General features: G+C 68.7%; 19 protein-coding genes and 1 tRNA gene. 13 read left to right on the forward strand and 7 right to left on the reverse strand.

Annotated features, from left to right (window positions below; genetic code table 11):
- Positions 1 to 189 precede the first annotated feature (189 nt).
- A complete protein-coding gene (locus D6T63_RS01900) occupies positions 190 to 867 on the forward strand; it encodes a Crp/Fnr family transcriptional regulator (RefSeq protein WP_087028341.1) in 678 nt (225 codons plus the stop codon).
- Between the two features lie 71 nt (positions 868 to 938).
- Here D6T63_RS01900 and D6T63_RS01905 read toward each other — a convergent pair whose 3' ends face one another.
- Genes D6T63_RS01905 through D6T63_RS01915 form a run of 3 tightly spaced genes read right to left on the reverse strand, consistent with a single transcriptional unit; the run spans position 939 to position 2,506 of the window.
- A complete protein-coding gene (locus D6T63_RS01905; protein WP_120147315.1) occupies positions 939 to 1,853 on the reverse strand; it encodes an NUDIX hydrolase in 915 nt (304 codons plus the stop codon).
- A 3-nt stretch (positions 1,854 to 1,856) separates the two neighbouring features.
- The gene (locus tag D6T63_RS01910; protein WP_235830493.1) at positions 1,857 to 2,348 is read right to left on the reverse strand and encodes a RidA family protein; all 492 of its coding nucleotides are present in this window, start codon (positions 2,346 to 2,348) and stop codon (positions 1,857 to 1,859) included.
- Between the two features lie 2 nt (positions 2,349 to 2,350).
- Positions 2,351 to 2,506, reverse strand: coding sequence for a DUF4177 domain-containing protein (locus tag D6T63_RS01915; protein WP_120147317.1), 156 nt, complete (start codon positions 2,504 to 2,506; stop codon positions 2,351 to 2,353).
- A 35-nt stretch (positions 2,507 to 2,541) separates the two neighbouring features.
- Here D6T63_RS01915 and D6T63_RS01920 point away from each other — a divergent pair, with 35 nt between their 5' ends.
- The 5 genes from D6T63_RS01920 to D6T63_RS01940 all read left to right on the forward strand — a co-directional run bounded on the left by D6T63_RS01920 (position 2,542) and on the right by D6T63_RS01940 (position 9,807).
- Positions 2,542 to 4,854 (forward strand): transglycosylase domain-containing protein, encoded by a 2,313-nt coding sequence (locus D6T63_RS01920; RefSeq protein WP_120147318.1) that lies wholly within the window; start codon positions 2,542 to 2,544, stop codon positions 4,852 to 4,854.
- Between the two features lies 1 nt (position 4,855).
- Positions 4,856 to 5,803: a metallophosphoesterase gene (locus D6T63_RS01925; RefSeq protein WP_120147319.1), complete on the forward strand. Its 948-nt coding sequence runs from the start codon at positions 4,856 to 4,858 to the stop codon at positions 5,801 to 5,803.
- Positions 5,804 to 5,914: 111 nt separating this feature from the next.
- Positions 5,915 to 7,738 carry an ABC transporter ATP-binding protein gene (locus D6T63_RS01930; protein ID WP_120147320.1) on the forward strand — a complete coding sequence of 608 codons (1,824 nt, stop codon included), beginning with the start codon at positions 5,915 to 5,917 and terminating at the stop codon, positions 7,736 to 7,738.
- Positions 7,735 to 9,633, forward strand: a complete 1,899-nt coding sequence (locus D6T63_RS01935) for an ABC transporter ATP-binding protein (RefSeq protein ID WP_120147321.1) — start codon at positions 7,735 to 7,737, stop codon at positions 9,631 to 9,633. Before D6T63_RS01930 ends, D6T63_RS01935 begins: the two co-directional genes overlap by 4 nt.
- Before the next feature lie 100 nt (positions 9,634 to 9,733).
- Positions 9,734 to 9,807 (forward strand) — tRNA-Pro (locus D6T63_RS01940).
- A 60-nt stretch (positions 9,808 to 9,867) separates the two neighbouring features.
- On the opposite strand, the gene D6T63_RS01945 is transcribed toward D6T63_RS01940, so the two are convergent.
- From D6T63_RS01945 to purD, 3 genes are all read right to left on the reverse strand, one after another.
- Complete coding sequence (locus D6T63_RS01945) at positions 9,868 to 10,866, reverse strand: SMP-30/gluconolactonase/LRE family protein (protein ID WP_235830494.1); 999 nt, start codon at positions 10,864 to 10,866, stop codon at positions 9,868 to 9,870.
- Positions 10,867 to 11,102: 236 nt separating this feature from the next.
- Positions 11,103 to 12,002 carry a phosphoribosylaminoimidazolesuccinocarboxamide synthase gene (locus tag D6T63_RS01950; protein ID WP_120147323.1) on the reverse strand — a complete coding sequence of 300 codons (900 nt, stop codon included), beginning with the start codon at positions 12,000 to 12,002 and terminating at the stop codon, positions 11,103 to 11,105.
- Complete coding sequence (purD, locus tag D6T63_RS01955; RefSeq protein ID WP_120147324.1) at positions 11,999 to 13,291, reverse strand: phosphoribosylamine--glycine ligase; 1,293 nt, start codon at positions 13,289 to 13,291, stop codon at positions 11,999 to 12,001. Before purD ends, D6T63_RS01950 begins: the two co-directional genes overlap by 4 nt.
- 101 nt (positions 13,292 to 13,392) lie before the next feature.
- Here purD and D6T63_RS01960 point away from each other — a divergent pair, with 101 nt between their 5' ends.
- From D6T63_RS01960 to purM, 7 genes are all read left to right on the forward strand, one after another.
- Positions 13,393 to 15,078, forward strand: a complete 1,686-nt coding sequence (locus tag D6T63_RS01960) for a molybdopterin-dependent oxidoreductase (protein WP_120147325.1) — start codon at positions 13,393 to 13,395, stop codon at positions 15,076 to 15,078.
- Positions 15,079 to 15,224: 146 nt separating this feature from the next.
- Positions 15,225 to 16,229: an asparaginase gene (locus D6T63_RS01965; protein ID WP_120147326.1), complete on the forward strand. Its 1,005-nt coding sequence runs from the start codon at positions 15,225 to 15,227 to the stop codon at positions 16,227 to 16,229.
- Between the two features lie 13 nt (positions 16,230 to 16,242).
- Positions 16,243 to 16,608, forward strand: a complete 366-nt coding sequence (locus D6T63_RS01970) for a sterol carrier family protein (RefSeq protein ID WP_120147327.1) — start codon at positions 16,243 to 16,245, stop codon at positions 16,606 to 16,608.
- Positions 16,605 to 18,113, forward strand: a complete 1,509-nt coding sequence (locus D6T63_RS01975; RefSeq protein WP_120147328.1) for a DUF2079 domain-containing protein — start codon at positions 16,605 to 16,607, stop codon at positions 18,111 to 18,113. The genes D6T63_RS01970 and D6T63_RS01975 overlap by 4 nt, the downstream gene beginning before the upstream one ends.
- 19 nt (positions 18,114 to 18,132) lie before the next feature.
- The gene (locus D6T63_RS19665) at positions 18,133 to 18,564 is read left to right on the forward strand and encodes a hypothetical protein (protein ID WP_235830495.1); all 432 of its coding nucleotides are present in this window, start codon (positions 18,133 to 18,135) and stop codon (positions 18,562 to 18,564) included.
- Between the two features lie 87 nt (positions 18,565 to 18,651).
- Complete coding sequence (gene purF / locus D6T63_RS01985; protein ID WP_120147329.1) at positions 18,652 to 20,211, forward strand: amidophosphoribosyltransferase; 1,560 nt, start codon at positions 18,652 to 18,654, stop codon at positions 20,209 to 20,211.
- On the forward strand, positions 20,208 to 21,320 hold the full coding sequence (gene purM / locus D6T63_RS01990; protein ID WP_120147330.1) for a phosphoribosylformylglycinamidine cyclo-ligase: 1,113 nt from the start codon (positions 20,208 to 20,210) through the stop codon (positions 21,318 to 21,320). The genes purF and purM overlap by 4 nt, the downstream gene beginning before the upstream one ends.
- Positions 21,321 to 21,572: 252 nt before the next feature.
- Here purM and D6T63_RS01995 read toward each other — a convergent pair whose 3' ends face one another.
- Entirely contained in the window at positions 21,573 to 24,614 is a 3,042-nt protein-coding gene (locus D6T63_RS01995; protein ID WP_182976841.1) for an endo-1,4-beta-xylanase, read from the reverse strand.
- Positions 24,615 to 24,771 lie beyond the last annotated feature (157 nt).

Genomic DNA, 24,771 nt, shown 5'->3' on the forward strand with positions numbered 1-24,771 from the left:
CTGCGAGCGATTCTAGCTGTGCAGGATGTGAGGAGCGTGGGAGGACCGATCCCTCGACCCCCGGGGACCCGAATGCGCCGGACGCAGCGTGTATCAGTCGTCACATCCGCTCCGGTACGGCAAGATGGACAGGGGAAGACAGCGGAGACCGCCGCGGATCGACGCACGACAGACGCATCAGGAGAATTCATGGACATCGAGGTACTGCGCCGGGCGCCCCTCTTCGCATCACTGGGAGACGATGTCTTCGCCGCACTCACGGACGAGCTGATCGAAGTGGACCTCCCCCGCGGTTCGTCGGTCTTCCGCGAGGGCGACCAGGGCGACCAGCTGTACTTCATCGTCTCCGGCAAGATCAAGCTGGGTCGCACGGCGCAGGACGGTCGCGAGAACCTCCTGGCCATCCTCGGCCCCGGCGAACTGTTCGGCGAGATGGCACTCTTCGATCCGAGCCCCCGGACGGCGACGGCGACGGCGGTGTCCGAGACGCGCCTGGCCGGCCTGAAGAACGAGAACCTCCGCACCCTCCTCGAGACCCGGCCCGAGGTCTCGGCCCAGCTCCTCCAGGCCCTCGCCCGCCGCCTGCGCCGCACCAACGAGTCCCTCGCCGATCTCGTCTTCTCCGACGTCCCGGGGCGTGTCGCCAAGGCGCTGCTCGACCTCGCCGATCGGTTCGGCCGCCCTGCCACCGACGGCATCCTCGTCGCCCACGAACTCACGCAGGAGGAACTGGCGCAGCTCGTCGGCGCATCACGGGAGACGGTCAACAAGGCCCTCGCGGAGTTCGTCCAGCGCGGCTGGCTGCGCCTCGAGGCGCGCGCCGTCGTCATCCTCGACATCCAGCGGCTGCGCCAGCGCAGCCGCTGATCCGAGCCGTCGCATGAAGAAGGCACCTGCCGAACGGCAGGTGCCTTCTTCCTGCTGCGATCAGGCGGGCGTCAGCGGCCCCGCTGGACCGAGCCGCCCTCGGTGAGCTTGGGGCACTCGACCTGCAGCATCAGGTCGCCGTCGTGCTCCGACAGCTCGGGGTGGTAGAGCTTCACCGGGCGCTTGTGCGAGAGGTACGCGATGCAGCCCCGGGAGGACCCGATCTTCTCGAGGATGATCTCGACCGCTGGTACCGCGAGTTCACTGAGGGTGCGACCCACCGTGTTCGGCTGGCCCACCTCGTCCCCCAGCTTCGTGGTGTCGCGGTCCGCGACCTCCTTGGCGGCCCAGCGCCACTGTCCCCAGACGCCCTTGCTTCCGAGGATGCTCGGTTCCTGGTTCACGGGCTGGGCTGCGGCGAAGTAATGGGTGTCGAAGCGACGGTGCGCGAAGTCCGGGGTCAGCCAGTGCGAGAGGGGCTTGATGAGGTCGGTCCGCACGCCGAGTCCGCGGCGGGAGAGGATATCGGTGAACCGGCACTCGCCCTCGTTGATGGCTTCGCGGGCCTTCATCCATTCCTTGGCCTGCGTTCCCTCCACGAGGGACGACGCATCCGGTCCTGCGAGCAGGACACCGGTCTCCTCGAACAGCTCACGGATGGCGCAGAGTACATGCCGACGGGCAACGCGGTGGTCGTCGACGCCGAGGGTCTTCGCCCACACCGACGGCGTAGGACCGAACCAGCTGATGTCGTCGTCGTCGGACTCCTCGATGCTTCCGCCCGGGAAACCGAGAACCCCCAGCGGGGACTGCCCGCGCCGGTAGGAGAGGTAGGTCTCCGTGCCGATCGCAGTGTCGCGGAGGAGGACCACCGACGACGCCGCCCTGGGCTTGAGGGGAGTGCGGTCCCCGTGCTCTATCCAGCTCTGAGCCGCGGTGCGCTGGTCCGGATGTACGGGGAACAGCCTGGTGCTGAGACGGTCCACGGCCTAGGTGAACTCCGCGATGACCTCGACCTCGACGGGCGAGTCGAGGGGGAGGACGGCCACGCCGACGGCGGAACGGGCGTGGACGCCGGCATCTCCGAGGACGGCGCCGAGCAGTTCGGAGGCTCCGTTGACGACCCCGGGCTGACCGGTGAAGGAGGGGTCGGAGGCAACGAACCCCACGACCTTGACAATGCGGGTGATGCGGTCGAGGTCGCCGATCTGGCTCTTGATCGCAGCGAGGGCGTTCACCGCACAAGTGGCAGCCAGGGCCGTGGCCGTCTCGGCGTCGACGCCGCCGTCCGCAGCGCCGACCTTGCCCGAAGCTGGGAGTTTGCCGTCAATCAGAGGCAGCTGCCCGGAGGTGTACACGAGGTTGCCGCTGATCACTGCCGGCACGTAGGCGGCCAGCGGAGGAACGACACCGGGTAGGGTCACTCCTCGCTCGGCCAGGCGTGCCTCGACGGCGGAAACTGCGGGAAGTTGAGCCGACAAGGCTAGTTCTTCTCCCTCTTCAGGTAGGCGACGAGTCCCTTGCCGTCCGGTCCGGGAACCACCTGCACGAGCTCCCATCCATCATCGCCCCACTGGTCCAGAATCTGCTTCGTGGCATGGATGATGAGCGGAATCGTGGAGTACTCCCATTTCGTCATGAGGAAAGCCTAGCGCGTGCTTGTAAACTGGAATAATGGCTGCGCGCAAATCCCCCCTGTTCGACACGGCTACCACCCTCGGCAAGATCATTGCGTTCCTCGGAATCAGTGGACTCGCCGGCGTGCTCGCCGCAGGTCTCCTCGTCCCCGTGGCTGCTGCCGCCGGCACGGGAGCCTCCGCCTCCATCCAGTTCTTCGAGGAACTGCCTGCCGAGCTGGAGCGCGATGCGCTAGCCCAGCCCACCAAGATCGTGGCAGCGGACGGATCGCTGATCGCGACGCTGTTCGAGGAGAACCGGCAGCCCATCACGCTCGACCAGGTGTCGCCCTACATGAAGGACGCCCTGATCGCCATCGAGGACTACCGGTTTTACGATCACGGCGGCGTGGATGTCGAGGGCATCATGGGCGCCCTCGCCAGCAACCTCACCAGCGGCACCGAGCGGGGAGCCTCGACCTTGACGCAGCAGTTCGTCACGAACGTCCTGATCGACTCCGCGCTGCAGAACAACGAGACCGCAGTGTTCAGCGGCGACAAGACGGTGGGCGACAAGCTCCGCGAGATGAAGCTCGCCATCGCGGTGGAAAAGGAACTGAGCAAGGACGAGATCCTCGAGGGCTACCTCAACATCGTCCAGTTCAGCGGCACGAGCTACGGGGTCCAGGCGGCCTCGAAATACTTCTTCAACGTCGACGCGGCGAACCTCAACATCCAGCAGAGCGCGTTGCTCGCCGGCGTGGTGAACGGCCCTACGCTCTACAGCCCCGAGTTGAATCCCGAAGCATCGCTGCAGCGCCGCAACCTCGTCATCGGAGCCATGCTGACCCGGGGCAAGATCACGCAGGAGGAGCACGACGCCGCCGTCGCCACCGAACTGGACCTGGCTATCACGCCGACGCTGAACGGCTGCGTGGGCGCGGCACAGGCACCGTACTTCTGCGACTACGTCACCCACCTCATCATGAACGACCCCGCGTACGGCGAGACGACGGAGGACCGCGAGAAGGTGCTGTACCGCTCCGGCCTCACGATCAAGACGACCCTCGACCCCCGCGTCCAGGGTGCCGCGCAGACAGCCGTCAACGAGACTGCCAACCCGGACACGACGGACGGCGCGGTAGGCCACACGATGATCAGCCTGGATCCCAAGACCGGCAGCATCCTGTCGATGGCGCAGAACACGCGATACAACCCCGAGGTGGCCCAGGGCAACACGGTCCTCAACTTCAACGTCGACCAGTTCGACGGCGGCGACCCGACGAAGAGCCTGGGCGGCGGCGGCGGATTCCAGCCCGGCTCCACCTACAAGCCGTTTACCGTCGCCGCATGGGTGGAGAGTGGCAAGGCGCTCAACCAGGTGGTCGACGGCACCAAGAAGACCTATCGGCAGGGTGACGAGTGGAGGGCTAGTTGCGCGCAGGGCGGTGAGTTCCAGATCCAGGAAGAGGATGGGTACGCCCCGCAGAACTACGGCGACATCAACTACCGGTACACCTCCGTCCTCGACGGCCTCGCGCAGTCGCTGAATACCATCACGATGTCGAGCGCGAAGCAGCTGGACCTGTGCCGGATCCGGGACATGGCCTACGACCTCGGCGTCCATCAGGCCAAGAGTGCCGAAGGCGAGGAAGTGGCGTTCGGCTTCCAGCCGTCCGCACTGATCGGTGGTGGCGGCGAGGCCGCTCCGATGTCGATGGCGACGGCCTACTCGGGGTTCGCCAATGACGGTGTCGTATGCCGGCCCCGCGCGCTGACCGAGGTGACCGCGATCGACGGGACCAGCTACCCGGTCCCCGCCGTCGCCTGCGAACGGAAGATCTCCCAGGATGTTGCACGAGGCGTCAACTACGCCACGCAGCGCGTCATGACCGACGGCTCGGGACAGCTCCTGGAATACGGAGGGATCCCCATGGCCGGCAAGACCGGCACCAACGACGAACGCTCGCAGACCTGGTTCATGGGCTACAACTCCGACATGGTCACGGCCAGCTGGGTGGGCAACTGGCAGGCGGAAGGACCGGGCAGTTCGCTGGGCGGCCTCCAGATCGGCGGTCAGGTGTACCCCGAGATCGACGGCTCCCTGATCGCCGGACCGTCGTGGGCGGAGTTCATGCAGCAGATCCCGGGCCTGTACGTCGGTGCACCCTTCGCTGCGCCCCCTGCGAGCGTCATCAACGGCGCACAGCGCGGCACCACGACGCCGACCAACCCCGGCAGGCAGACGTCTCCCGCCGCTCCGGGTACCGGCACCAACACCGGTGGTACTGGCACTAGCGGCACCACCGGTGGTACCACTGGAGGAGCGGCCGGCGACGGCGGCAACAACGGCAACGGAGGAAACGGCTAGCGTGACATCGACTCAGACATCCCGGAGCGGGGCACCGCTCGGCTGGGCGGCAGGACTCACCCTGACCACCGCGGCCGCAACCCTCGCCTACGCCGCGGCTGTCGAGCGCACCCTGTACCAGGTGCGGGAGGAGACGTTGCCCATCCTTCCTCCGGGCGCCGCTCCCCTGCGCATCCTGCACCTCTCGGACATCCACATGGTCCCCGGCCAGAAGTCGAAGGCGGACTGGCTCCACAGTCTGGCCAGCCTGAATCCCGACCTGGTGGTCAACACGGGCGATAACCTCAGCCACAAGAAGGCCGTGGGGCCACTACTCGAGGCGCTGGAACCACTCCTCAAGGTTCCGGGGGTCTTCGTCCCGGGCTCCAACGACTACTACGCCCCGGTGTTAAAGAATCCCCTGAGGTACTTCGCGGGGCCATCGATCGCTCCGAAGGAATCCGCGGCGCAGGACCTGCCGTGGGCCGATATGTTCAGCGCCTTCGGTGCCGCCGGTTGGGTCGACCTGACCAACAGGTCACAGTCCATCGGCTTCCGGAACATGCGGATTGACTTCACGGGAGTGGACGACCCGCACCTGGATCGGGACCGCTACGCGTCCTACCCTCCCGGCAGCAGCACCTCGGCGGAGGCGCCGCACATCCGGGTCGCCGTCGCGCACGCTCCCTACCAGCGCGTCCTCGACTACTTCACCGCCGGCGGTGCGGACCTCATGCTCGCGGGGCATACGCACGGTGGCCAGGTCTGCATCCCGGGCTACGGCGCACTCCTCAGCAACTGCGACCTGCCGACTTGGCGGGCACGGGGCCTGACCCAGTGGGACCATGAGGGCCGAAGCGTTCCCCTGAACGTCTCGGCGGGCATCGGTACTTCGCGCTTCGCTCCGGTCCGGTTCGCCTGCCGACCCGAAGCAGTGCTCCTGACGCTTACTCCCCGGAGTTCCCGCTAGCCAGTAGTTTCTGCTTCTTCGGGTTTCCCGGTCGTGGTCGGCGATACAGCCCTCCTGTCCTAGCATGGTTGCCAAGGGACACCAACAACCATCGTTCACCGAAGAGACGGCATGACGAACCAGAACACACTGTGGCAATCGCTCGGCCGGCTCTACCCGCATGTCAAACCGATCATCCCCCGCCTGATCCTGGGGCTGCTCTGCGCGCTCGGCGCGAGCATGATGGCACTGGCCATCCCCCAGGTGCTGCGTGTGCTCATCAATGACGCGCTGGCCGAGGGTGGTTCGGCGCGCACGGTGTGGGTGGCTTCCGGCGTCGTGCTGGTCCTCGGTGTCCTCGAGGCGGTCTTCGTGGCGCTGCGGCGTCAGTTCGTCATCGCACCGGCGACGACGGTGGAGATGAACATGCGCACGTCCTTCTACCGCCACCTGCAGAACCTGACGGTCGAGTTCCACGATCGCTGGGGCAGCGGGCAGCTCCTCTCCCGTGCAATGAGCGACATCAACCTCATGCGCCGATGGATGGCCTTCGGCCTGATCATGCTCGTGGTGACGTCGCTGACCGTGGTGATGGGCGTGGTGATCATGTTCTTCACCAGCTGGGCCCTTGCCCTGATCTTCGTCGCGGCCGCCGTACCCCTCATGGTGTACGGGTACCGCTTCCGCACCTCCTACAGCCGCGTTTCCCGCAAGAGCCAGGACCAGACCGGAGACCTCGCGACGACGGTCGAGGAGTCGGTACACGGCATCCGCGTCCTCAAGGCATTCGGGCGCAGCCGCGAAGCCCTGGAGGACTTCGAGGCGCAGGCCGAGGAGTTGCGCCAGACGGAGATCTTCAAGGCGAGATCGCTCGCCCACTTCTCCATGATCGTGACCCTGCTGCCGGAGCTGGCCCTGGGGGCCTCGCTCGTCGTCGGTGTGAGCCTGGCTGCGAGCGGCGACGTGACCATCGGTGCACTCGTGGCCTTCTTCGCCACGGCTGCAGCCGTCGCCGGGCCGGTCGAGTTCATCGGTCCCCTGCTCGCCATGACCTTCACGGCGAAGACGGCCATCGACCGGCACTACGAGGTGATGGATTCCGAGAACACCATCACCGATGCCGCGGCGCCCGTCCATCTCGGAGCGGCCAGGGGCGACGTCGTGTTCGAAGCCGTCCACTTCCGCTACCCCGACGCACAGGACCACGCCGGGGACGTGCTGAACGGCATCGACCTGCGGCTGCGTGCCGGCGAGACGATGGCCCTGGTCGGAGTCACCGGCTGCGGCAAGAGCACGCTGCTCCAGCTGGTCCCCCGGCTGTACGACGTGACGGGCGGTGGCATCACCATCGACGGCGTGGACGTGCGCAGCTTCACCCTGGAGGACTTGCGGACCCTCGTCGCCGTGGCCTTCGAGGACACGACGCTCTTCTCCACCTCCGTGCGTGACAACGTGCTCATGGGTTCGGACGCCACGGGAGCCGAGGCGGATCGCATCCTGGCGGAAGCGCTCGAGGTGGCGCAGGCACAGTTCGCCTACGATCTGCCCGAGGGACTCGAGACGCTCATCGGGGAGGAGGGGCTCAGCCTTTCGGGCGGTCAGCGCCAGCGGATCGCCCTGGCACGGGCCATCGCGGCACAACCGACGGTCCTCGTTCTCGACGATCCCCTGTCCGCCCTCGACGTCGCCACCGAGGAACGCGTCGAGGAAGGGCTACGCGCCGTGCTCGGCTCGACGACCACACTGATCGTGGCTCACCGCCCGTCCACCGTGGCGCTGGCGGATCGCGTCGCCCTGCTGCAGGACGGGCGCATCGCCGACGTCGGCACGCACTCCGAACTCCTCGCCCGCAACGACCACTACCGGTACGTCATCGCCAGCCTCGACGACGAGGAGATCGCCCAGCTCGGGCGCGCGGTCCGACCCGAGCTCGACGACGAGGAGGCACTGGCATGAGCCGGACCACGACGCCCACCGGCAGGACGCCGAAGGACAGGAAGAGGAAGAGAGTCCCGGACAGGAACACCGGCACGGAGCCCCAGGGAGGACCGTCCGTCGGCGTCCTCAACGAGGACGCGATCCTCCTCGACCGCGCCCAGAGCAAGTCCGTCCGCTCGAGGTCCTTCCAGCTCCTCGGCTCCCTCATCCGCCCGAACCGCAGGCAGTTCGTCTGGACCGTCCTGCTGGTGGTCATCTCGCAGGCGGCGCGCGTCGCCGGTCCCGCCATTATCGCGTTCGGCATCGACCGCGCCCTGCCTGCCCTGATAGCTGGGGACTCCCTCATGCTGTGGGTCGCCGGTGGCACCTACCTCCTGGCGGCCGTGCTCGCCTCGGTCCTGACCGCAGGCTATGTCCGGGCGACGGCACAGCTGAGCCAGGCCATGCTCCTGGACCTCCGTGTGCGCGTCTTCCGGCACACGCAGCGGCTGAGCCTGGAGTTCCACGAGAAGTACACCTCGGGCCGCATCATCTCCCGGCAGACATCGGACCTGGAGGCGCTCCGGGAGCTCCTCGATTCGGGTGTCAGCTCGCTCGCCTCGGGCGCCATCTTCATGATCTTCACGGCGGTCACCATCTTCGCCCTCGACTGGCGGACGGGCTTCCTGATCCTGGCCGCCGCGGTGCCGATGTTCTTCCTGACACGCTGGTACCAGCGGCACTCGCAGATCGCCTTCCGCGAGTCGAGGGTGGTGTCGGCGAAGCTGATCGTGCACTTCATCGAGACCATGACCGGTATCCGTGCCGTGAAGGCGTTCCGCCGCGAGTCCGTGAACGCCCGTCGCTACGACGAGCTGGCAGAGGACTACCGGACGGTCACCGTCCGTTCCATCAACCTGAACGGGATCTTCCAGCCCGGGCTGGTCCTGATCGGCAACGTGACGGTCGCCGTGGTGCTCATGGTCGGCGGGTTCAGGGTGCTGGGCGGCACCCTCGAGGTAGGGGCCCTTCTCGCGCTGCTCCTCTACGGCAAGCGCTTCTTCCAGCCCGTGGACCAGATGGCGATGTTCTACAACTCCTTCCAGTCGGCTGCGGCCGCACTCGAGAAGGTCTCCGGCCTGCTCGAGGAGGTTCCCACCGTCCGCCCGCCCAAGAACCCGGTGTCGCTGCCGGACCCTCGCGGTGCCGTCGAGTTCCACGACGTCGAGTTCCGCTACGGCAAGGGGCCCGTGGTGCTGCCCACCATGAACCTCGCCATCCGGGCGGGCCAGACCGTCGCCCTGGTGGGCCAGACGGGCGCGGGCAAGTCGACGCTCGCGAAGCTCATCGCTCGCTTCTACGACGTCTCGGAGGGCAGGCTCACGCTCGACGGCGTGGACCTCCGCGACCTCGCGTCGACGGACCTCCGCCGCGCCGTCGTCATGGAGACGCAGGAGGCGTTCCTGTTCAGCGGGTCGGTGGCGGACAACATCGCGCTCGGAAAGCCCGAGGCCAGCCGGGAGGAGATCATCGCAGCGGCGCGTGCCGTCGGCGCCGAGGAGTTCATCCTCGAGCTCCCGGAGGGCTTCGACACCGACGTGAACAAACGCGGCGGTCGTGTCTCTGCGGGCCAGCGGCAGCTCATCAGCTTCGCGCGGGCGTTCCTCGCGGATCCGGCGGTCCTCATCCTCGACGAGGCGACGTCGTCCCTCGACATCCCGAGCGAGCGCCTCGTGCAGGAGGGCCTGCAGAAGCTCCTCGGCAACCGTACGGCGCTGATCATCGCGCATCGCCTGTCCACCGTCGCGATCGCCGACCGCGTCCTCGTGGTGCATGACGGGCGCATCGTCGAGGATGGCACCCCCTCCGAGCTCATCGGCGGCTCGGGGCGATTCGCGACGCTGCACGCGGCGTGGAAGGACTCACTCGTCTGACGACCTCCGGTGCCGGCGCGCCCGGTTTTCCTCGCCGCTGATCCTCGGCTATTCTGGGACAGTTGCTGTTCGGGAGGTTCGTCCTCCCGCGTGGGAGCACCGGGGTGTGGCGCAGCTTGGTAGCGCGCGTCGTTCGGGACGACGAGGTCGCAGGTTCAATTCCTGTCACCCCGACCGGATCAATACACAGGAAGCCCGCTGGGGACCAGCGGGCTTCCTGTGTATCCGGCTGGTTCAGCGGGCCGAGAGGGTCACGACCTCATAGCCGCGGGGATTCAGGGCGCCGAACTTCGCGTTGGCGAGGGCCAGCGTCTTGCCGAACAGGGCCACCGTCGTCGGGACGTCGAACCGCGGGCTCTTGATGACGTCCTCCACCTGACCGCTCGCAAGGTCGTTCGACAGGTCGATGCGGCTGACCTGGTTCTTCCTGTTCTGGACGGCGTACACGGTGTCGCCCTTGGCAAGGATGCCGTCGACGTTGGGCAGTGCGGCGGTTGCGATGACAGCGCTCACTCCGGAGTCCGGGTCAACGGTGTAGAGGGATTCCTTGACGGAGTGCGCCACGATCAGTGTCCTTCCGCCGTCGACCGACGTGATGCCGTTGAGGTTGAAACCGGTTTCCACCAGGGCCGCCGGGCCGGACAGCGGAATCGTCTGCACCTCACCGAGCTCCCCGTGCCGGCCGACCGGGATGAAGTAGAGCTCGGCGCGGCGGGAGTTGGTGAAGTATGCCCCGTCCTTCGTGAGTGTGACGTCGTTGATGAAGGCCTCTGCCGTCGTCAACCGGACGTCGGCGACGGGGGCGCCGGTGCGGGTGTCGTACACGTAGGCCTGACCCTTGGCACCGCCTGAGACGAACAGCAGATCGTTCTTCACATCGGCTTTCAACCCGACAACGACCCTGCCGTCCGGTGCGTCGATGAAGGGTTCCGCAGTGCCCTTCCGGATATCGCCACGGTAGATGTCGCCGTCGCCGAGGTCTCCCGCGTAGAACGTTGATCCCCTGCCTGCGGCGATACCCTCAGCTCCCGACGCACCGGGGAGCGGGATGGACGCTCCCGGGTGCTTCTGAGCTGCGGCCGACGCCGCCTGGACCGATGACGGCGGTGCTGCGACGGCTCCTGTGGCCGGCAGCAGGAGCCCGCCGGTCGCGACGATCGCAACCGCCGCGCGTGTCAGCGCCATACGGCGCGCAGACGTTGAATGGCTGGTGCTGCGGGAGGTGGTAGTCACTGTGCTCCTCGTTGGTTCGAGCGCGGCCCTGCCCGGGGCTCCGCACGGCGCTGTAGCGGATGGGTTGCTGAGAAGGCGATGGAACCGCTGATCATCGTGAACTGCGGCTGCAGCCGTGGTACCGACCGGCCTAGGCAGGTTTGTACGATAACGCTCCGGTCACGAGCTTTGTCCCCCGTAGCCGAGGGGCGGACGCACCGGTAGCTCGGGCCACCACGCCGCCGGCGGGTCAGGCGTCAGGCGAACGCGCGACCCGTCAGCCGCTCGTACGCCTCGACGTAGCGTGCGCGTGTGCGCTCGACGACGTCGTCGGGCAGCGCGGGAGGCTCCGACGAGCGGTCCCAGCCCGTGGCGTCGGACGTCAGCCAGTCGCGGACGAACTGCTTGTCGAACGACGACTGCGCCTGCCCGGGCGCGTAGAGGGCCGCATCCCAGAAACGCGAGGAATCCGGCGTCAGCACCTCGTCCCCGAGCGTGATGCGCCCCGTGGCAGGGTCGAGCCCGAACTCCACCTTCGTGTCCGCGAGGATGATGCCCCTCTCGCGCGCGATCGCCTCGGCCCTCGCGTAGATGTCGAGCGTGAGCGTGCGGAGCTCGGCCGCGGCGTCGTCACCCACGGTCATGACGACGGCGTCATAGGTGATGTTCTCGTCGTGCTCGCCCACCTCGGCCTTCGCGGAGGGAGTGAAGAGCGCGGGATGCAGGCGCGAGCCGTCCACGAGGCCCTCGGGCAACGGCAACGAGCACACGGTCCGCGACGCCCGGTACTCGATCAGCCCACTTCCCGTGAGGTAGCCGCGCGCGATGCACTCGATGGGATACATGATGAGCTTGCGGCAGATCATGGCCCGGCCCTCCACGGCGGCGGGGACACCGCCTGCCGCATCGGCGGCGATCACATGGTTCGGGATACCGCCGAGCTGCTCGAACCACCAGAGGCTGAGCTGCGTCAGCACGCGGCCCTTGTCGGGGATCTCGGTGGCGAGGACGTGGTCGTATGCGCTGATGCGGTCGCTGGCGACCACGAGGACGACGTCGTCGGGCCCGTCCTCAGGCTCGTACAGGTCGCGTACCTTGCCGGAGTAGACGTGCCGCCAGCCCGGGAGGTCGACGTGCGGGGGCACGAAGCCGCTCATGTCGTAGCCGCCGCGGGTCCGGAGACGGTGACTTCGGCGCGGGATGCCTTGAGCGCGATGTCCGTCCGGAACTGCCCGCCCTGGAGCTCGATCAGGGAGAGGCCCTCATAGGCGGTGGAGCGCGCGTCCTCCAGGGAGTCCCCGAGCCCGACGACGGCCAGCACGCGGCCGCCGGCGCTGACCACCTTGCCGTCGCGCAGCGCGGTTCCCGCATGCAGCACGGTGGCGCCGTCGACCTTGCCTGCCTTCTTCAGGCCCCGGATGCGTCGTCCGGTAACGGGAGTGTCGGGATAGTTCTCGGATGCGAGCACGACGGCGACGGCCGTCTGCGGCGACCAGTTCAGCTGATCGATCTGGTCGAGGGTGCCCTTGGCGGCCGCGAGCAGCACGCCGCCGAGGGGCGTCGCCAGCCGGGCGAGCACGGCCTGGGTCTCGGGGTCGCCGAAGCGGGCGTTGAACTCGATGACGCGCATGCCGCGGGAGGTGAGGGCGAGCCCCACGTAGAGGACGCCGGCGAACGGCGTGCCGCGGTGGGCCATCTCGTCGATCACGGGCTGGGCAACGCGTGAGATGACCTCCTCGACGAGGGTCGCCGGGACCCACTCGAGCGGTGAGTAGGCGCCCATGCCTCCGGTGTTCGGACCCTGGTCGCCGTCGTGGATGCGCTTGAAGTCCTGGGCCGGCGCGAGCGGGACGACGGTCCGCCCGTCGGAGAGGACGAAGAGGGACACCTCGGGTCCGTCGAGGTATTCCTCGATCACCACCGTGCCCCCCGCCGCGAAACAGGCGGACGCATGGGCTCGGGCTTCGTCGAGGTCGTCGGTGACCACGACTCCCTTGCCCGCGGCGAGGCCGTCGTCCTTCACCACATAGGGGGCGCCGAAGGTGCAGAGCGCCTCACCGGCCTCTTCGTCGGTCGCGGCGACGCGCGCCATCGCCGTCGGTACGCCGGCAGCAGCCATGACCTGTTTCGCGAAGGCCTTGGAGGCCTCGAGCTGCGCCGCTGCCCTGGTAGGGCCGAAGACGGGGATGCCCTCGTCAAGGAGCGCATCCGCGATCCCCGCGGCGAGCGGCGCCTCGGGACCGATGACCACGAGGCCGACGCCGAGGTGTCGGGCGAGGCCTGTCACTGCGGCCGGATCGCTGGCATCGATGTCGTGGGTCGGCACGTCCTCGGCGATACCGGCGTTGCCGGGTGCTGCGTGCACCTCCCGGACGAAGGGGTCGGCCAGCAACGCCCGGACGATGGCATGTTCGCGGCCTCCGGGGCCCAGCACTAGAACCTTCACAGTAGGACAGCGTACTGGAGGTGCCCGGGCCCACACAGTGTGCGGCGCCTGTTACGGAGGCCGGTACCCATACTGCCCCGCTGCCTCTCCGAATACTTCGCATGAGCAACTCCACCAAGCCCCGCCGCGGCCTCCCCCTCCTTGCCGCGCTCGCAGGCATCATCGCTGCGGGCATGGTGCTCGGTGTCGCCGAGCTCGTCGGCGCTTTCTTCCGTGCCAGCGCCACACCCGTCATCGCTATGGGATCCACCTTCATCGACTTCACCCCGCCCTGGATGAAGGACTTCGCGATCGCGACGTTCGGGACGAACGACAAGCTTGCCCTGCTGATCGGGATGGGTGTCACCATCACCCTCCTGGCTGCGATCCTCGGCCTCGTCGCCTTTCGGAGGTGGGTGCTGGGCGCCGCCGGAGTGCTCCTCATGGGTGCGATCATCGTGGCCTGCGTCCTGACGCGCGCCGGAGCCTCCCTCCCCGATGCCATCCCCACGGTCGTCGGCACGACTGCAGGCCTGCTCGCCCTCCGCTGGCTCGTCGCTCGCCTGCGCCACGCCGCCATCGCTCCCGCCACCTCCACACCCGCCACCGCAGCCAAGAACCCGGGCTCGGACCGCACTCGTCCCGGCGTGACCGTCGTCGAGTCGGGCGAGGGGACACTCGGGAACGACGACGACGTCGCGGGCCCGGTTGCCGCAACCACCTCGAGGACACCCGGCAGCACCTCGCGCCGCGGGTTCTTCGCCGCCGCCGGTGTCACCGCCGTCGTCGCCGCCGCGGCTGCCGGTGGTGGGCGCCTGCTGTCGGGAGCACGCAACAACATCGCCGCCGTGCGCGACAGCCTGGAGTTCCCCGCACCGTCGAGCCCGGCTCCCGCGCTCCCTGCCGGTGTGCAGTCCCCCGTTCCGGGCGTGACACCCTTCGTCACCCCGAACGGGGACTTCTACCGGATCGACACGGCGCTCAGCGTCCCCCAGCTCACGACCGACGACTGGGTGCTCCGCGTCCACGGGATGGTGGAGGAGGAGTTCGAACTTACCTTCCAGGACCTCCTCGACGCCGACCTGATCGAGCGCCACATCACCCTGACGTGCGTTTCGAATCCCGTGGGCGGTTACCTGGCCGGCAACGCCAAGTGGCTCGGATACCCCCTCCGCGAGGTCCTCGCCCGGGCGAAACCCCTCGAAGGCGCCGACATGGTCCTGTCGACGAGCTCGGACGGCTTCAGCGCCTCCACTCCCCTGCCCGTGCTGCAGGACGACCGCGACGCCATCCTGGCAGTCGCCATGAACGGCGAGCCCCTTCCCGTCGAGCACGGCTTCCCCGTCCGGATGGTGGTGCCGGGCCTGTTCGGCTACGTCTCGGCGACCAAGTGGGTCGTCGACCTGGAGGTGACGCGGTTCGCCGACAGGACGGCCTACTGGACCGATCGCGGCTGGTCCGAGATGGGCCCCATCAAGACGATGGCCCGCGTCGAGGTACCGCAGTCCTTCGCCTCGCTGGACGCCGGTGCGGTGATGATCGGTGGTGTCGCCTGGTCCCAGCAGCGGGGCATCACCAAGGTCGAGGTTTCCGTGGACAGCGGCGACTGGGAGCCCGTGACCCTCGCGGCCGAGGCCTCGGTGGACACCTGGCGGCAGTGGTCGCACGAGCTCACCCTGGACGCCGGTCTGCACACCGTACGGGCGCGGGCCACGGACGCGGTCGATGGCGTCCAGACCGACGAGCGTGCTGAGACCGTCCCCAACGGCGCGTCGGGCTGGCAGTCCGTGCAGTTCACGGTCAAGTAGCCGGCGGACCGACCCCTGAACCAGGAGCGGCGCGCTCCACACGACCTGCGCCCATCGGATGACCGTCCACTCCGGTGGGCGCAGCCGTGCAGGCCGGGCCCTGAACCCACAGCGATCACACGGAGAGGATAGGGAATACTGGAATCATGCCCTCCACCTTCACTACGGCTGACGCCGTGGACTTCGCCGTCCTCGAACGCAACGGCTTCATCGAGTCCCGCCACGTCGGTGCCGCCGTCGTCCTCGCAGCGGACGGCTCGGTCGTGACCGAGCTCGGGGACATCACGAGCCCGATCTTCCCCCGCTCCACCTTGAAGCCGTTCCAGGCGCTGGCCAGCATGAAGGCCGGCGTGCCGTTGCGCGGACCGCAGGTGGCCCTTGCGGCCGCCAGCCACGTCGCCAGCAAGGAGCACATGGACGTGGTGCGGACCATGCTCGATGCCGCCGGCGTCACCGAGGAGCACCTCCAGTGCCCCGAGGACTGGCCGCAGGACGAGGAAGCCCGCAACGACCTCGTCCGGGAGGGCAAAGGCAAGCAGCGCATCGCCTTCAACTGCTCGGGCAAGCATGCGGCCTTCCTGTGGGCCTGCACCGAGAACGGGTGGGACACCTCGACCTACCTCGAACCCTCCCATCCGCTCCAGCGCTCGGTGGCCTCGGTCATCGAGGAGTACACGGAGGAGCCGGTGTCGGCCTGGGGCATCGATGGCTGCGGTGCTCCCGTCGCCGCCGTCTCGCTGACGGGACTCGCACGGGGCATCGGCAAGGTGACCAGGGCGCCGTCGGACAAGCACGCCGATGCCCGCGCGGCGACCATCGCGACCGCGATGCTCGACTATCCATGGGCCGTGCACGGCAACGGGATGGAGAACTCGGTGGTCATGGAGGACCTCGGGGTCGTCGCCAAGAGCGGCGCGGAGGGCGTGCTCGTCCTGGGCGCCCGGACAGGGGCGTCGCTGGCCCTGAAGGTCCTCGACGGCAACTCCCGCGCGGCCACCCTCGTCGGCCTCACGCTCTTCGCCGCGTCCGGAGCGATCGACGCCGAGAAGGTGGGCGCCGTCCTCGAGAAGGTCGTCCAGCCGGTCTTCGGTGGAGGCCGTCCGGTCGGCAGCCTGCGCCTCGCCGCCCCGGTCATGGCCCTGCTCGACTAGGGACGGCAGGACCATGGCACGACGACGCATCACGCCGGAGGACGGCCGGCGGGCACTGACGTCGGTTGCCGCCGGGTCGGCCGGCCGGCCGGACCTCGCGATGGCGGTGCGCTTCACCCTCGAGGAACTCGCCGAGCTGGCGCCCGGCAACAGCGTCGAGGTGCGCGTGCCACCCTTCGGCGTGACGCAGTGCGTCGAGGGCCCGCGCCATACCCGCGGCACTCCCCCGAACGTCGTCGAAATGGATGCGTCCACGTGGCTGGCCCTCGTCGAGGGAAGGACGACGTGGCCGGATGCCGTCGCCGCAGGCAAGGTCGCTGCGTCCGGACAGCGGGCCGACCTGAGCGCCTGGCTGCCTCTCTTCGGACCTCGGGGATGAGTACCGACCGACCGTCCGCGGCGGGAACGACCGGAGCCGGCACTGCAGGGCGCGCCTCCACGGCAGCCGGCCACCGCTCGTCCGGCCATCGGGCGGACCGGCTCCGAACCCTCCGCGAGCGCTCCGTCGCAGCCCTGCACCGCCAGCCCCTCGGAGCCTGGCTCACCGGCCTCGCCGCGACGCTCATCTACTCGGTCTTCTCGGTGACCCAGTGGAACACCCTGGAGTCACCGTCGTGGGACCTCGGGATCTTCACGCAGCTCGCGAAGGCATACGCGGGCTTCGGCACACCGATCGTCCCGATCAAGGGGGAGGGCTTCAACCTCCTGGGGGACCACTTCCATCCCCTCCTCGTGCTGCTGGGACCTGCCTACGCGCTGGCGCCGTCGGGCCTCACCATCCTCATGGTGCAGAACCTCCTCTTCGGGCTGTCGGTGGTGGTGATCGCCCGAACCGGCATGCGCCTGGTCTCACCGGTGATGGGGATCGCCGTGGGGGTCGCGTATGCCCTGTCCTGGGGGCTGCAGTCCGCCGTCGCGGCGCAGTTCCACGAGATCGCCTTCGCCGTCCCGCTCCTCGCCCTGAGCCTGGAAGCCCTGCTGCGGCGGCGCATGCTGCCCGCCGTCGTCTGGGGCGGGCTGCTGGTCTTCGTGAAGGAGGACCTCGGGCTCACGGTCATGGCCCTCGGACTGGTCATCGCCTGGCGGCTCCGGACCGCGGCGGGGCTGTGGCTGTCCCTGTGGGGGGCACTCTGGCTGATCGCCTCGGTCCGCCTGATCCTGCCCGCCCTCAACGCCACCGGCCAGTACGACTACTCGGACCGGATCGACCTGGGCTCGATGATCGCCGACCCCGGAGGCGCCGTCGTCGACCTCGTCTCCGGCACCGCGAAGCACGAGACACTCCTGCTGCTCCTGGTCTCCGGCGGCTTCCTGTTCCTCCGGTCCTCGCTCACCCTCGTCCTCCTGCCGACGCTGCTCTGGCGGTTCGCCTCGGGCCAGGAGGGCTATTGGGGTCCCGAATGGCACTACAGTGCGGTCCTCATGCCCGTCCTGTTCCTCGCCCTGCTCGACGGCGTGCTCTCGCTCCGCAGGAGCCGCCGCAGCTGGGTCCGCGCCGTCGCCCTGATGGGGGTCCCGGCCGCCGTCGCAGCCTCCTTGGTGCTGCTGCCCAGCCAGAAGTTCGCCGTCCTCGCCGAGCCGGAAACCTACCGGCAGTCGGAGCGCTGGGACGCGGCGCACCGCATGATGAGCCTCATCCCCCAGGCGTCGACGGTCGAAACCGGCGTGGTGCTCATGGCGTACCTGGTCCCCGAGACCCGGGTCTACTGGCTGGGCAACCTCAACCCGCCGCCGGACTACCTCATCGTCGACGCCGATGACTGGAGCTGGGGGCCGGTCAGGCCGGGGAACGCCGAGGCCCACGCCGAGCAGCGCTACCCGGGGTCCGACTACACCCTGGTGTTCAGCGAAGCGGGCTACCAGCTCGTCCAGCGGGAACGCTGATGCCCGGTAGCCTTAAAGCATGACCTCCGAGCAGCCCACGCCGAGCAGCACCCCCGAGCAGCCCGATACGCGCGGCGCCGTGCCGGCGGACGGGCAGCCCGGGCCTGCCGACCGCGTGGCACCGCCGGTCGGACAGCCGTCGGAGCGCGCCGCCGCGGCCCGAGTCGATCCTTCCGCCTACCGTGAAGTGACCGTGCGCAGGGCTCCGAAGTTCGTGCCGTTCATGGCGGTCGGTGCGATCGTCGGCTTCCTGGCCGCGCTCGTCGTCGCCTACACCGGTCCGGTTGATCCCACCCTTACGCGTGAATCCGTACTGGGCTTCTTCACCGTCGCCTTCGCGCTGCCGGGGCTGCTTCTGGCAGCCCTGCTGGTCCTCGTCTTCGACCGCCGCAGCATCAAGAAGGCCGAGCGTGCCCGGGCGGAGCGCACGTTCGACGACGACGCCGCCTGACCCGGCAGGGCTCGGCAGCGCTCCGCAGGGCCGTACGCAACCGACTCTTCGCTCGGGTGGCGTTGCGTGCCGTGAGAGAATGGCCGAATGGTGCGCGGCGACGGACAACTTTCCCACGATCTTCTTCCCGGCGAAAAAGGACCACAGGATGCCTGCGGTGTTTTCGGCGTCTGGGCGCCCGGTGAGGAGGTGGCGAAGCTCGCCTACTACGGCCTGTACGCGCTGCAGCACCGCGGCCAGGAATCGGCGGGCATCGCGACCAGCGACGGCCGCCGGATCAACGTCTACAAGGACATGGGCCTCGTCTCCCAGGTCTTCGACGAGTCCACCCTCAATACCCTGACCGGGCACATCGCCGTCGGGCATTGCCGGTACTCGACCACCGGGTCCTCGCACTGGGCCAACGCGCAGCCCACCCTCGGCGCCACCGCCGCCGGCACCGTGGCCCTCGCCCACAACGGCAACCTCACGAACTCCGCCGAGCTCTACCAGATGGTCCTCGCGCGCCACGGCAAGCCTCGGGCCGGTGAACTCGCCCAGGGCAACACCACCGACACCGCACTGGTGACCGCACTCCTCGCCGGCAACGACGGCCGCTCGCTCGAGGACACGGCGATGGAACTCCTGCCGAGCATCCGCGGTGCCTTCTGCTTCGTCTTCATGGATGAAGGAACCCTGTACGCCGCCCGCGACGCCTACGGTGTCCGTCCTCTCGTCCTCGGTCGCCTCGAGCGCGGGTGGGTGGTCGCTTCCGAGCAGGCAGCCCTCGCGACCGTCGGTGCGAGCTACATCCGCGAGATCGAGCCCGGCGAGTTCATCGCCATCGACGAGGACGGCGTGCGCAGCAGCCGCTTCGCGACGCCGACCGCCGCCGGCTGCGTCTTCGAGTACGTGTACCTCGCCCGGCCCGACGCCGCGATCGCGGGCCGATCGGTCTACGAGTCCCGTGTCGAGATGGGACGCCAGCTGGCCCGGGAGAACTCGGCGGAGGCGGACATCGTGATCCCCGTCCCGGAGTCGGGTACACCCGCCGCCGTGGGGTTCGCCGAGGAATCGGGCATCCCCTTCGCTCACGGGTTCGTGAAGAACGCCTACGTGGGCCGGACCTTCATCCAGCCCAGCCAGACCCTGCGACAGCTCGGCATCCGGCTGAAGCTCAATGCCCTGGAATCCGTCATCCGCGGCAAGCGCATCATCGTCGTCGACGATTCGATCGTCCGCGGCAACACGCAGCGCGCCGTCGTCCGGATGCTCCGGGAGGCGGGGGCAGCTTCGGTGCACGTGAAGATCTCGTCGCCGCCCGTGCGCTGGCCCTGCTTCTACGGCATCGACTTCGCCTCCCGCGCCGAACTCATCGCCAACGGCGCCGCGATCCACGAGATCAGTGCGTCGATCGGAGCCGACAGCCTCGCGTACATTTCCGAGGACGGCATGATCGACGCCACGCAGCAGCCCCGCGAGCGCCTGTGCACGGCGTGCTTCACCGGCACCTACCCCATCGAACTGCCCGATGACGACCGTCTCGGCAAGAACCTGCTGGAACGCCTCGACCCGGCCGACAAGTCCGGTGCCACGGGATGCGATCCCGGGCCGGATGCCGAATTCGAAGCGGTCCTGACCGATGAAGACAAGAAAGAGCGGGTATGAGCGCGTCCAACCCCACCACGTATGCCAGCGCCGGAGTGGACGTCGAAGCGGGTGACCGGGCCGTCGAGCTGATGAAGGACGCCGTGCGCGCGACGCACGGCGAGCAGGTCGTCGGCGGGGTAGGCGGTTTCGCCGGTCTCTTCGACGTCTCCCGCCTCCTGACCTACACGCGGCCCCTCCTGGCCACGTCGACGGACGGCGTCGGCACGAAGGTCGCCATCGCGCAGGCCATGGACATCCACGACACCATCGGGTTCGACCTCGTGGGCATGGTGGTCGACGACATCGTGGTGGTGGGCGCGGAGCCGCTCTTCATGACCGACTACATCGCGTGCGGCAAGGTGGTCCCCGAGCGGATCGCCGATATCGTCCGCGGCATCGCGGCCGGTTGCTCCGCCGCCGGCACCGCCCTCGTGGGTGGGGAGACCGCAGAACATCCGGGACTGCTCGGCGAGCACGAGTACGACGTCGCGGGTGCGGCGACCGGCGTGGTCGAGGCCGACCGCGTGCTCGGCCCCGAGCGCGTGCGCGAGGGCGACGTCGTCATCGGCATGGCCTCCTCGGGGCTGCACTCCAATGGCTACTCCCTGGTGCGCCGGGTGATCAACCAGGCGGGCTGGGCGCTCGACCGGCAGGTCTCGGAACTCGGACGGACACTGGGCGAGGAACTCCTCGAGCCCACGCGCATCTATGCCGCGGACTGCCTCGCACTGACCCGCAACGACGCCGCACAGGTGCACGGCTTCAGTCACGTCACCGGTGGTGGGCTGGCGGCGAACCTCGCCCGCGTGCTGCCCCGCGGGCTCGAAGCCTCGGTGGACCGTTCCACCTGGGAGCTGCCGCCGATCTTCACGCTCGTCTCCCAGCTCGGCAACGTGCCGCTGCCGGACCTCGAGCGCACCCTCAACCTGGGCGTCGGCATGGTCGCGATCGTCGGGGCGTCGGGCGCGGATGCCGCGCTCGCCCAGCTGAACGCCGCCGGACTGCCGTCCTGGGTCATGGGGAGCGTGCGCGCCGCGAGCGGCGGGAGTGTCGACGGGCCCGATTACATCCAGGGCGCCAAGGGCGTCGACGGCGGGTCGGTAAGGCTGCTCGGCACCTACGCCTGACCTACCCCCCCCCGGTCTCCGCGGAGTCACCCGGACCTGGCTCGGCGCGCGGTTCTGCCCACTGATCGGGTCACTACAGTGGGCAGGAACAACTCCTGCCCACTGATCGGGTACCTACAGTGGGCAGGTTCGAACATTCCCACCGAACGACGTCGATCAGTGGGAGGAAGCGCACCGCCGACGAGCATCGGACGACACGACGAAGCCCCTGCCCTCCAGGAGGACAGGGGCTTCGTCGTGCAGCGGGACCCGTCAGGGCTTCCCGTGCAGTGTGCGTGTGACGACGACGTCGAACGAACTGGTCCGGACGTTGCCCGCCTCGTCCGCAGCCGTGCAGGTGACCGTCGTGACACCGATTCTGAAACGGGTGCCCGGAGCGGGCACGCAGTTCAGCGGGACGGCGCCGTCGAGGGTGTCGATGGCGGACGGCAGGGTGTACGCCACCTTGGCGCCGCTGGCACCGTTGGAGACGGCCTGGATGTCCGACTGGTCGGCGATCCGCGGCGGCAGCACGTCGGCCGGACGGGCCGGGAGCCGTGACGGATCGACGATGCCCCAGTAGGCCGGAGTGACCTGCAGGTCGTCGTCGAAGGGCAGCGGCTGCTCCCATGGGCGGGCCATCGGCCACGTCCGCAGCCAGGTGCGCGCGTTGCTGATGCCCCAGAACGTCACCGAATCGACGGACTCGTTGTGCTCGCGGAGCATCGAGAACAGGTCCCGGTAGTAGTAGCCCACCTCGGCTGCCGCATCCTCGTCGTTCTCGAAGGCGGGACTGTAGGGGTCCACCGGCGCGCCACTGACATCGGCACCCTGGTTCTCCGTCGAGGCGTTGACGTCGAGTTCCGTGATGGCCTGCAGGAGCTCGGGGTTCAGCGCCTCCACGGCCTTGATGGAGTCCTCGAGCCACTGCACGGGCCGGGCGACGTCGACGTGGGCCTGGTGCCCGACGCCGTCGATCGGTACGTTTCGGGCCTCGAGTCCGCGGATCAGGTCGAGGTAGTCCGCGCGCTTCTCGGGCATCTCGGTGTTGTAGTCGTTGATAAACAGCGCGGCGTCGGGGAAGTAGCGGTCCGCCAGGCGGAAGGCCTCGTCCACGAAGCCCTCACCCAGGACCTGGAACCAGCGGCTGTCCCGCATGTCGTGCGGGTTCGCCGTGTCTCCGTCCGCGATGACCTCGTTCACGACGTCCCAGGCCCAGATGGGGCTGTCGCCCTCGGGATAGCGCGCATCGATGTGATCCGCGATGCCCTTGATATGGGCTTCCATGCGGGCTTTCAGCAGCGCCTGGTCGGCAGGGCTGTTCGTCAGGTCCCGGGTGCCGTCCTTGAAGAACCAGGCAGGCGTCTGCGAGTGCCAGGCGAGGACGTGTCCGTACACCTCGACGCCGTTCGCGTCCGCGAAATCCAGGAGCTGGTCGAGCTGGGTGAAGGCGAACTGACCCTCGACCGGCTGCACGCTCTCGGGCTTGCCGGCGTTCTCCGGGGTGAAGGCGTTGAAATGCTTCCGGATGAGGTCCGCCGCTGTTCCCGTGGTTTCGCGTGCATCGATGGCGACACCGACGTGCTCGATGCCGTCGGCGCCGAGGACGTCCTTCAGCCCCGGGACGTCCGTCTGGATCGGCTTCTCCGCGAAGGGAGCGAGGCTGAAGTCGTCGAGGACGAAGTCGACGCCGACGGGGCCCTCCACGTAGACCTGAGCCTTGTCCGCCGCGCCGCCGAGCGTGTAGGTGCCCTTCAGCTGCGTCCAGCCGTCGGCGGTGACGGTCGCGCCTGCACCGGCCACGCCGTCGTAGGCGCTCCCTCCGCCGTTGTCACGCTGCACGGACACCTTGAGGGAGGCCGGCTGCTGTCCCGGTGCGAGCTTCGCCCAGACCGACACCTCCACCGCTACTCCCACGGGTAGTCCCGCGGTGACGTCGAGGGCCGCGCCGTGCCAGGGCTGGGTGCGGTTGGTGACGAGCAGGCTCCCGGTCCCGGTGCGTGCGTCGCTTCCGGCGGTGACCTGCACGCCGTCGCCCCGCGCCGTCCAGCCGTCCGTGCCCGACTCGAAGCTGCTCGTGATCCCGGTTGTCTCCCCGGCGCTCGCTCCACCACTCGGCAGCGCGAAGGTCCAGCCTTCGGCCAGCTTCTCACCGACGACGGTCGTCACGGCCCGAACCGTGTTCGACCGGTCACCGCCGCCGTCGTGTGCGAGCACCACGGCTCCGGGGGTGAAGGCTTTGCGGAGATTCTCCGTGAGCGTGGCCTCGCTGAGGTCGTTGCCGTCCCAGTCGAAGATGACGTTCCCGAGACCGAGCGGCTGCATTCCGAGCGCTGCGGCCACCTCGCCCGTGGCACCCCAGCTGCCGTTGGGTGCCCGGAAGTAGGGCACCGCCAGCGCAGGGTCGCCCCCGGCCGCGCGGATGATGCGGAGGTTCTCCTTCAGATCGGACTCGACCTGCGCCTGTGTCCATGAGCCCATGTCCGCGTAGGACGTCCCGTGGTTGCACAGGGTGTGCCCTTCGGCGACGATGCGCCGTAGCAGTTCGGCTCCGCCGTCGGCCTGCACGTTCTGGCCGATGATGCAGAAGGTCGCGGTGATGCCCTTGTCCCGCAGGAGGTCGAGGATCGCGGTGGTCTCGCCGGGGTTGGGGCCGTCGTCGAAGGTGAGGGCGACGACGTTCCCGGTGCCGCGGGCCGTCGCGACGGGTGTGGTGGTCGGGTTGACGGCACCGCCGGGCACGAAAGCCGGGTCCGGGGTGGGCTGCCAGGTTCCGCCATCGCCCGGTTCGGCGGTGCCGGTGATCACGACGTCATCCACGAGGTAGTCGTAGGGCGCCCCGAGATCCCCTGTTCCCAGGTAGGCGCGCAGGGTGGCGGGATCCGCACCGGCAGGAGCGTTGAAGGTCCCGCTCACCGTGGTCCATGCATCGGCGGACACCGTCGTGTTTCCCACCCAGCTGTACGCGGGTTCGACGACGAAGCGGGCCGACGTCGTCGTTCCGGCGGCGGCGGACAGCTTCACCTGCGCCGAGAAGGAGTACGTGCCACCGGCCTGCAGGAGGTTGGCCGGCGTCTTCACGCCGTCGTAGTCGTTCGCCCTGCCCTTGATCAGCAGTGCTTTGTCACCGTCGGCGTCGACCACGGACAGGGCAGCCCCGCCGTTCTGGGTCAGCGGACCGAAGTCACCGTCCTCGAAGTCCTCGCTCAGGAGCACTGCCGGCTCCTCGGCGTTCGCCGCCGGCAGCGCCAGGGCACCGGCTCCGGCCACCAGGCCGAAGGCCGTGGCGCCCGCAATCAGACAACGTCGTCTCATCATTCTCCTTGTTATGTCGCCCCGCTCCCAGTCAGGGGCGAGGCGGCGGCCGCGGGCATTCCGCGGCCGCCGGGGGGGTGCTGCTCTTCGTGTTTCATGACGTGCTTCGTCTCGAACAACCGATTCCGCTACGGTCCGGGCGGGCCCCCTGCCCGCC

This window comes from Arthrobacter cheniae, from assembly GCF_003602275.1.
Taxonomy (GTDB): domain Bacteria; phylum Actinomycetota; class Actinomycetes; order Actinomycetales; family Micrococcaceae; genus Arthrobacter_D; species Arthrobacter_D cheniae.

Coding starts and splice junctions, on each gene's coding strand:
- D6T63_RS01900 (WP_087028341.1), top strand. CDS start 190: ATGGACATCGAGGTACTGCGCCGGGCGCCCCTCTTCGCATCACTGGGA.
- D6T63_RS01915 (WP_120147317.1), bottom strand. CDS start 2,506: ATGACGAAATGGGAGTACTCCACGATTCCGCTCATCATCCATGCCACG.
- D6T63_RS01920 (WP_120147318.1), top strand. CDS start 2,542: ATGGCTGCGCGCAAATCCCCCCTGTTCGACACGGCTACCACCCTCGGC.
- D6T63_RS01930 (WP_120147320.1), top strand. CDS start 5,915: ATGACGAACCAGAACACACTGTGGCAATCGCTCGGCCGGCTCTACCCG.
- D6T63_RS01935 (WP_120147321.1), top strand. CDS start 7,735: ATGAGCCGGACCACGACGCCCACCGGCAGGACGCCGAAGGACAGGAAG.
- D6T63_RS01950 (WP_120147323.1), bottom strand. CDS start 12,002: ATGAGCGGCTTCGTGCCCCCGCACGTCGACCTCCCGGGCTGGCGGCAC.
- D6T63_RS01960 (WP_120147325.1), top strand. CDS start 13,393: ATGAGCAACTCCACCAAGCCCCGCCGCGGCCTCCCCCTCCTTGCCGCG.
- D6T63_RS01965 (WP_120147326.1), top strand. CDS start 15,225: ATGCCCTCCACCTTCACTACGGCTGACGCCGTGGACTTCGCCGTCCTC.
- D6T63_RS01970 (WP_120147327.1), top strand. CDS start 16,243: ATGGCACGACGACGCATCACGCCGGAGGACGGCCGGCGGGCACTGACG.
- D6T63_RS01975 (WP_120147328.1), top strand. CDS start 16,605: ATGAGTACCGACCGACCGTCCGCGGCGGGAACGACCGGAGCCGGCACT.
- D6T63_RS19665 (WP_235830495.1), top strand. CDS start 18,133: ATGACCTCCGAGCAGCCCACGCCGAGCAGCACCCCCGAGCAGCCCGAT.
- purF (WP_120147329.1), top strand. CDS start 18,652: ATGGTGCGCGGCGACGGACAACTTTCCCACGATCTTCTTCCCGGCGAA.
- purM (WP_120147330.1), top strand. CDS start 20,208: ATGAGCGCGTCCAACCCCACCACGTATGCCAGCGCCGGAGTGGACGTC.
- D6T63_RS01995 (WP_182976841.1), bottom strand. CDS start 24,614: ATGAGACGACGTTGTCTGATTGCGGGCGCCACGGCCTTCGGCCTGGTG.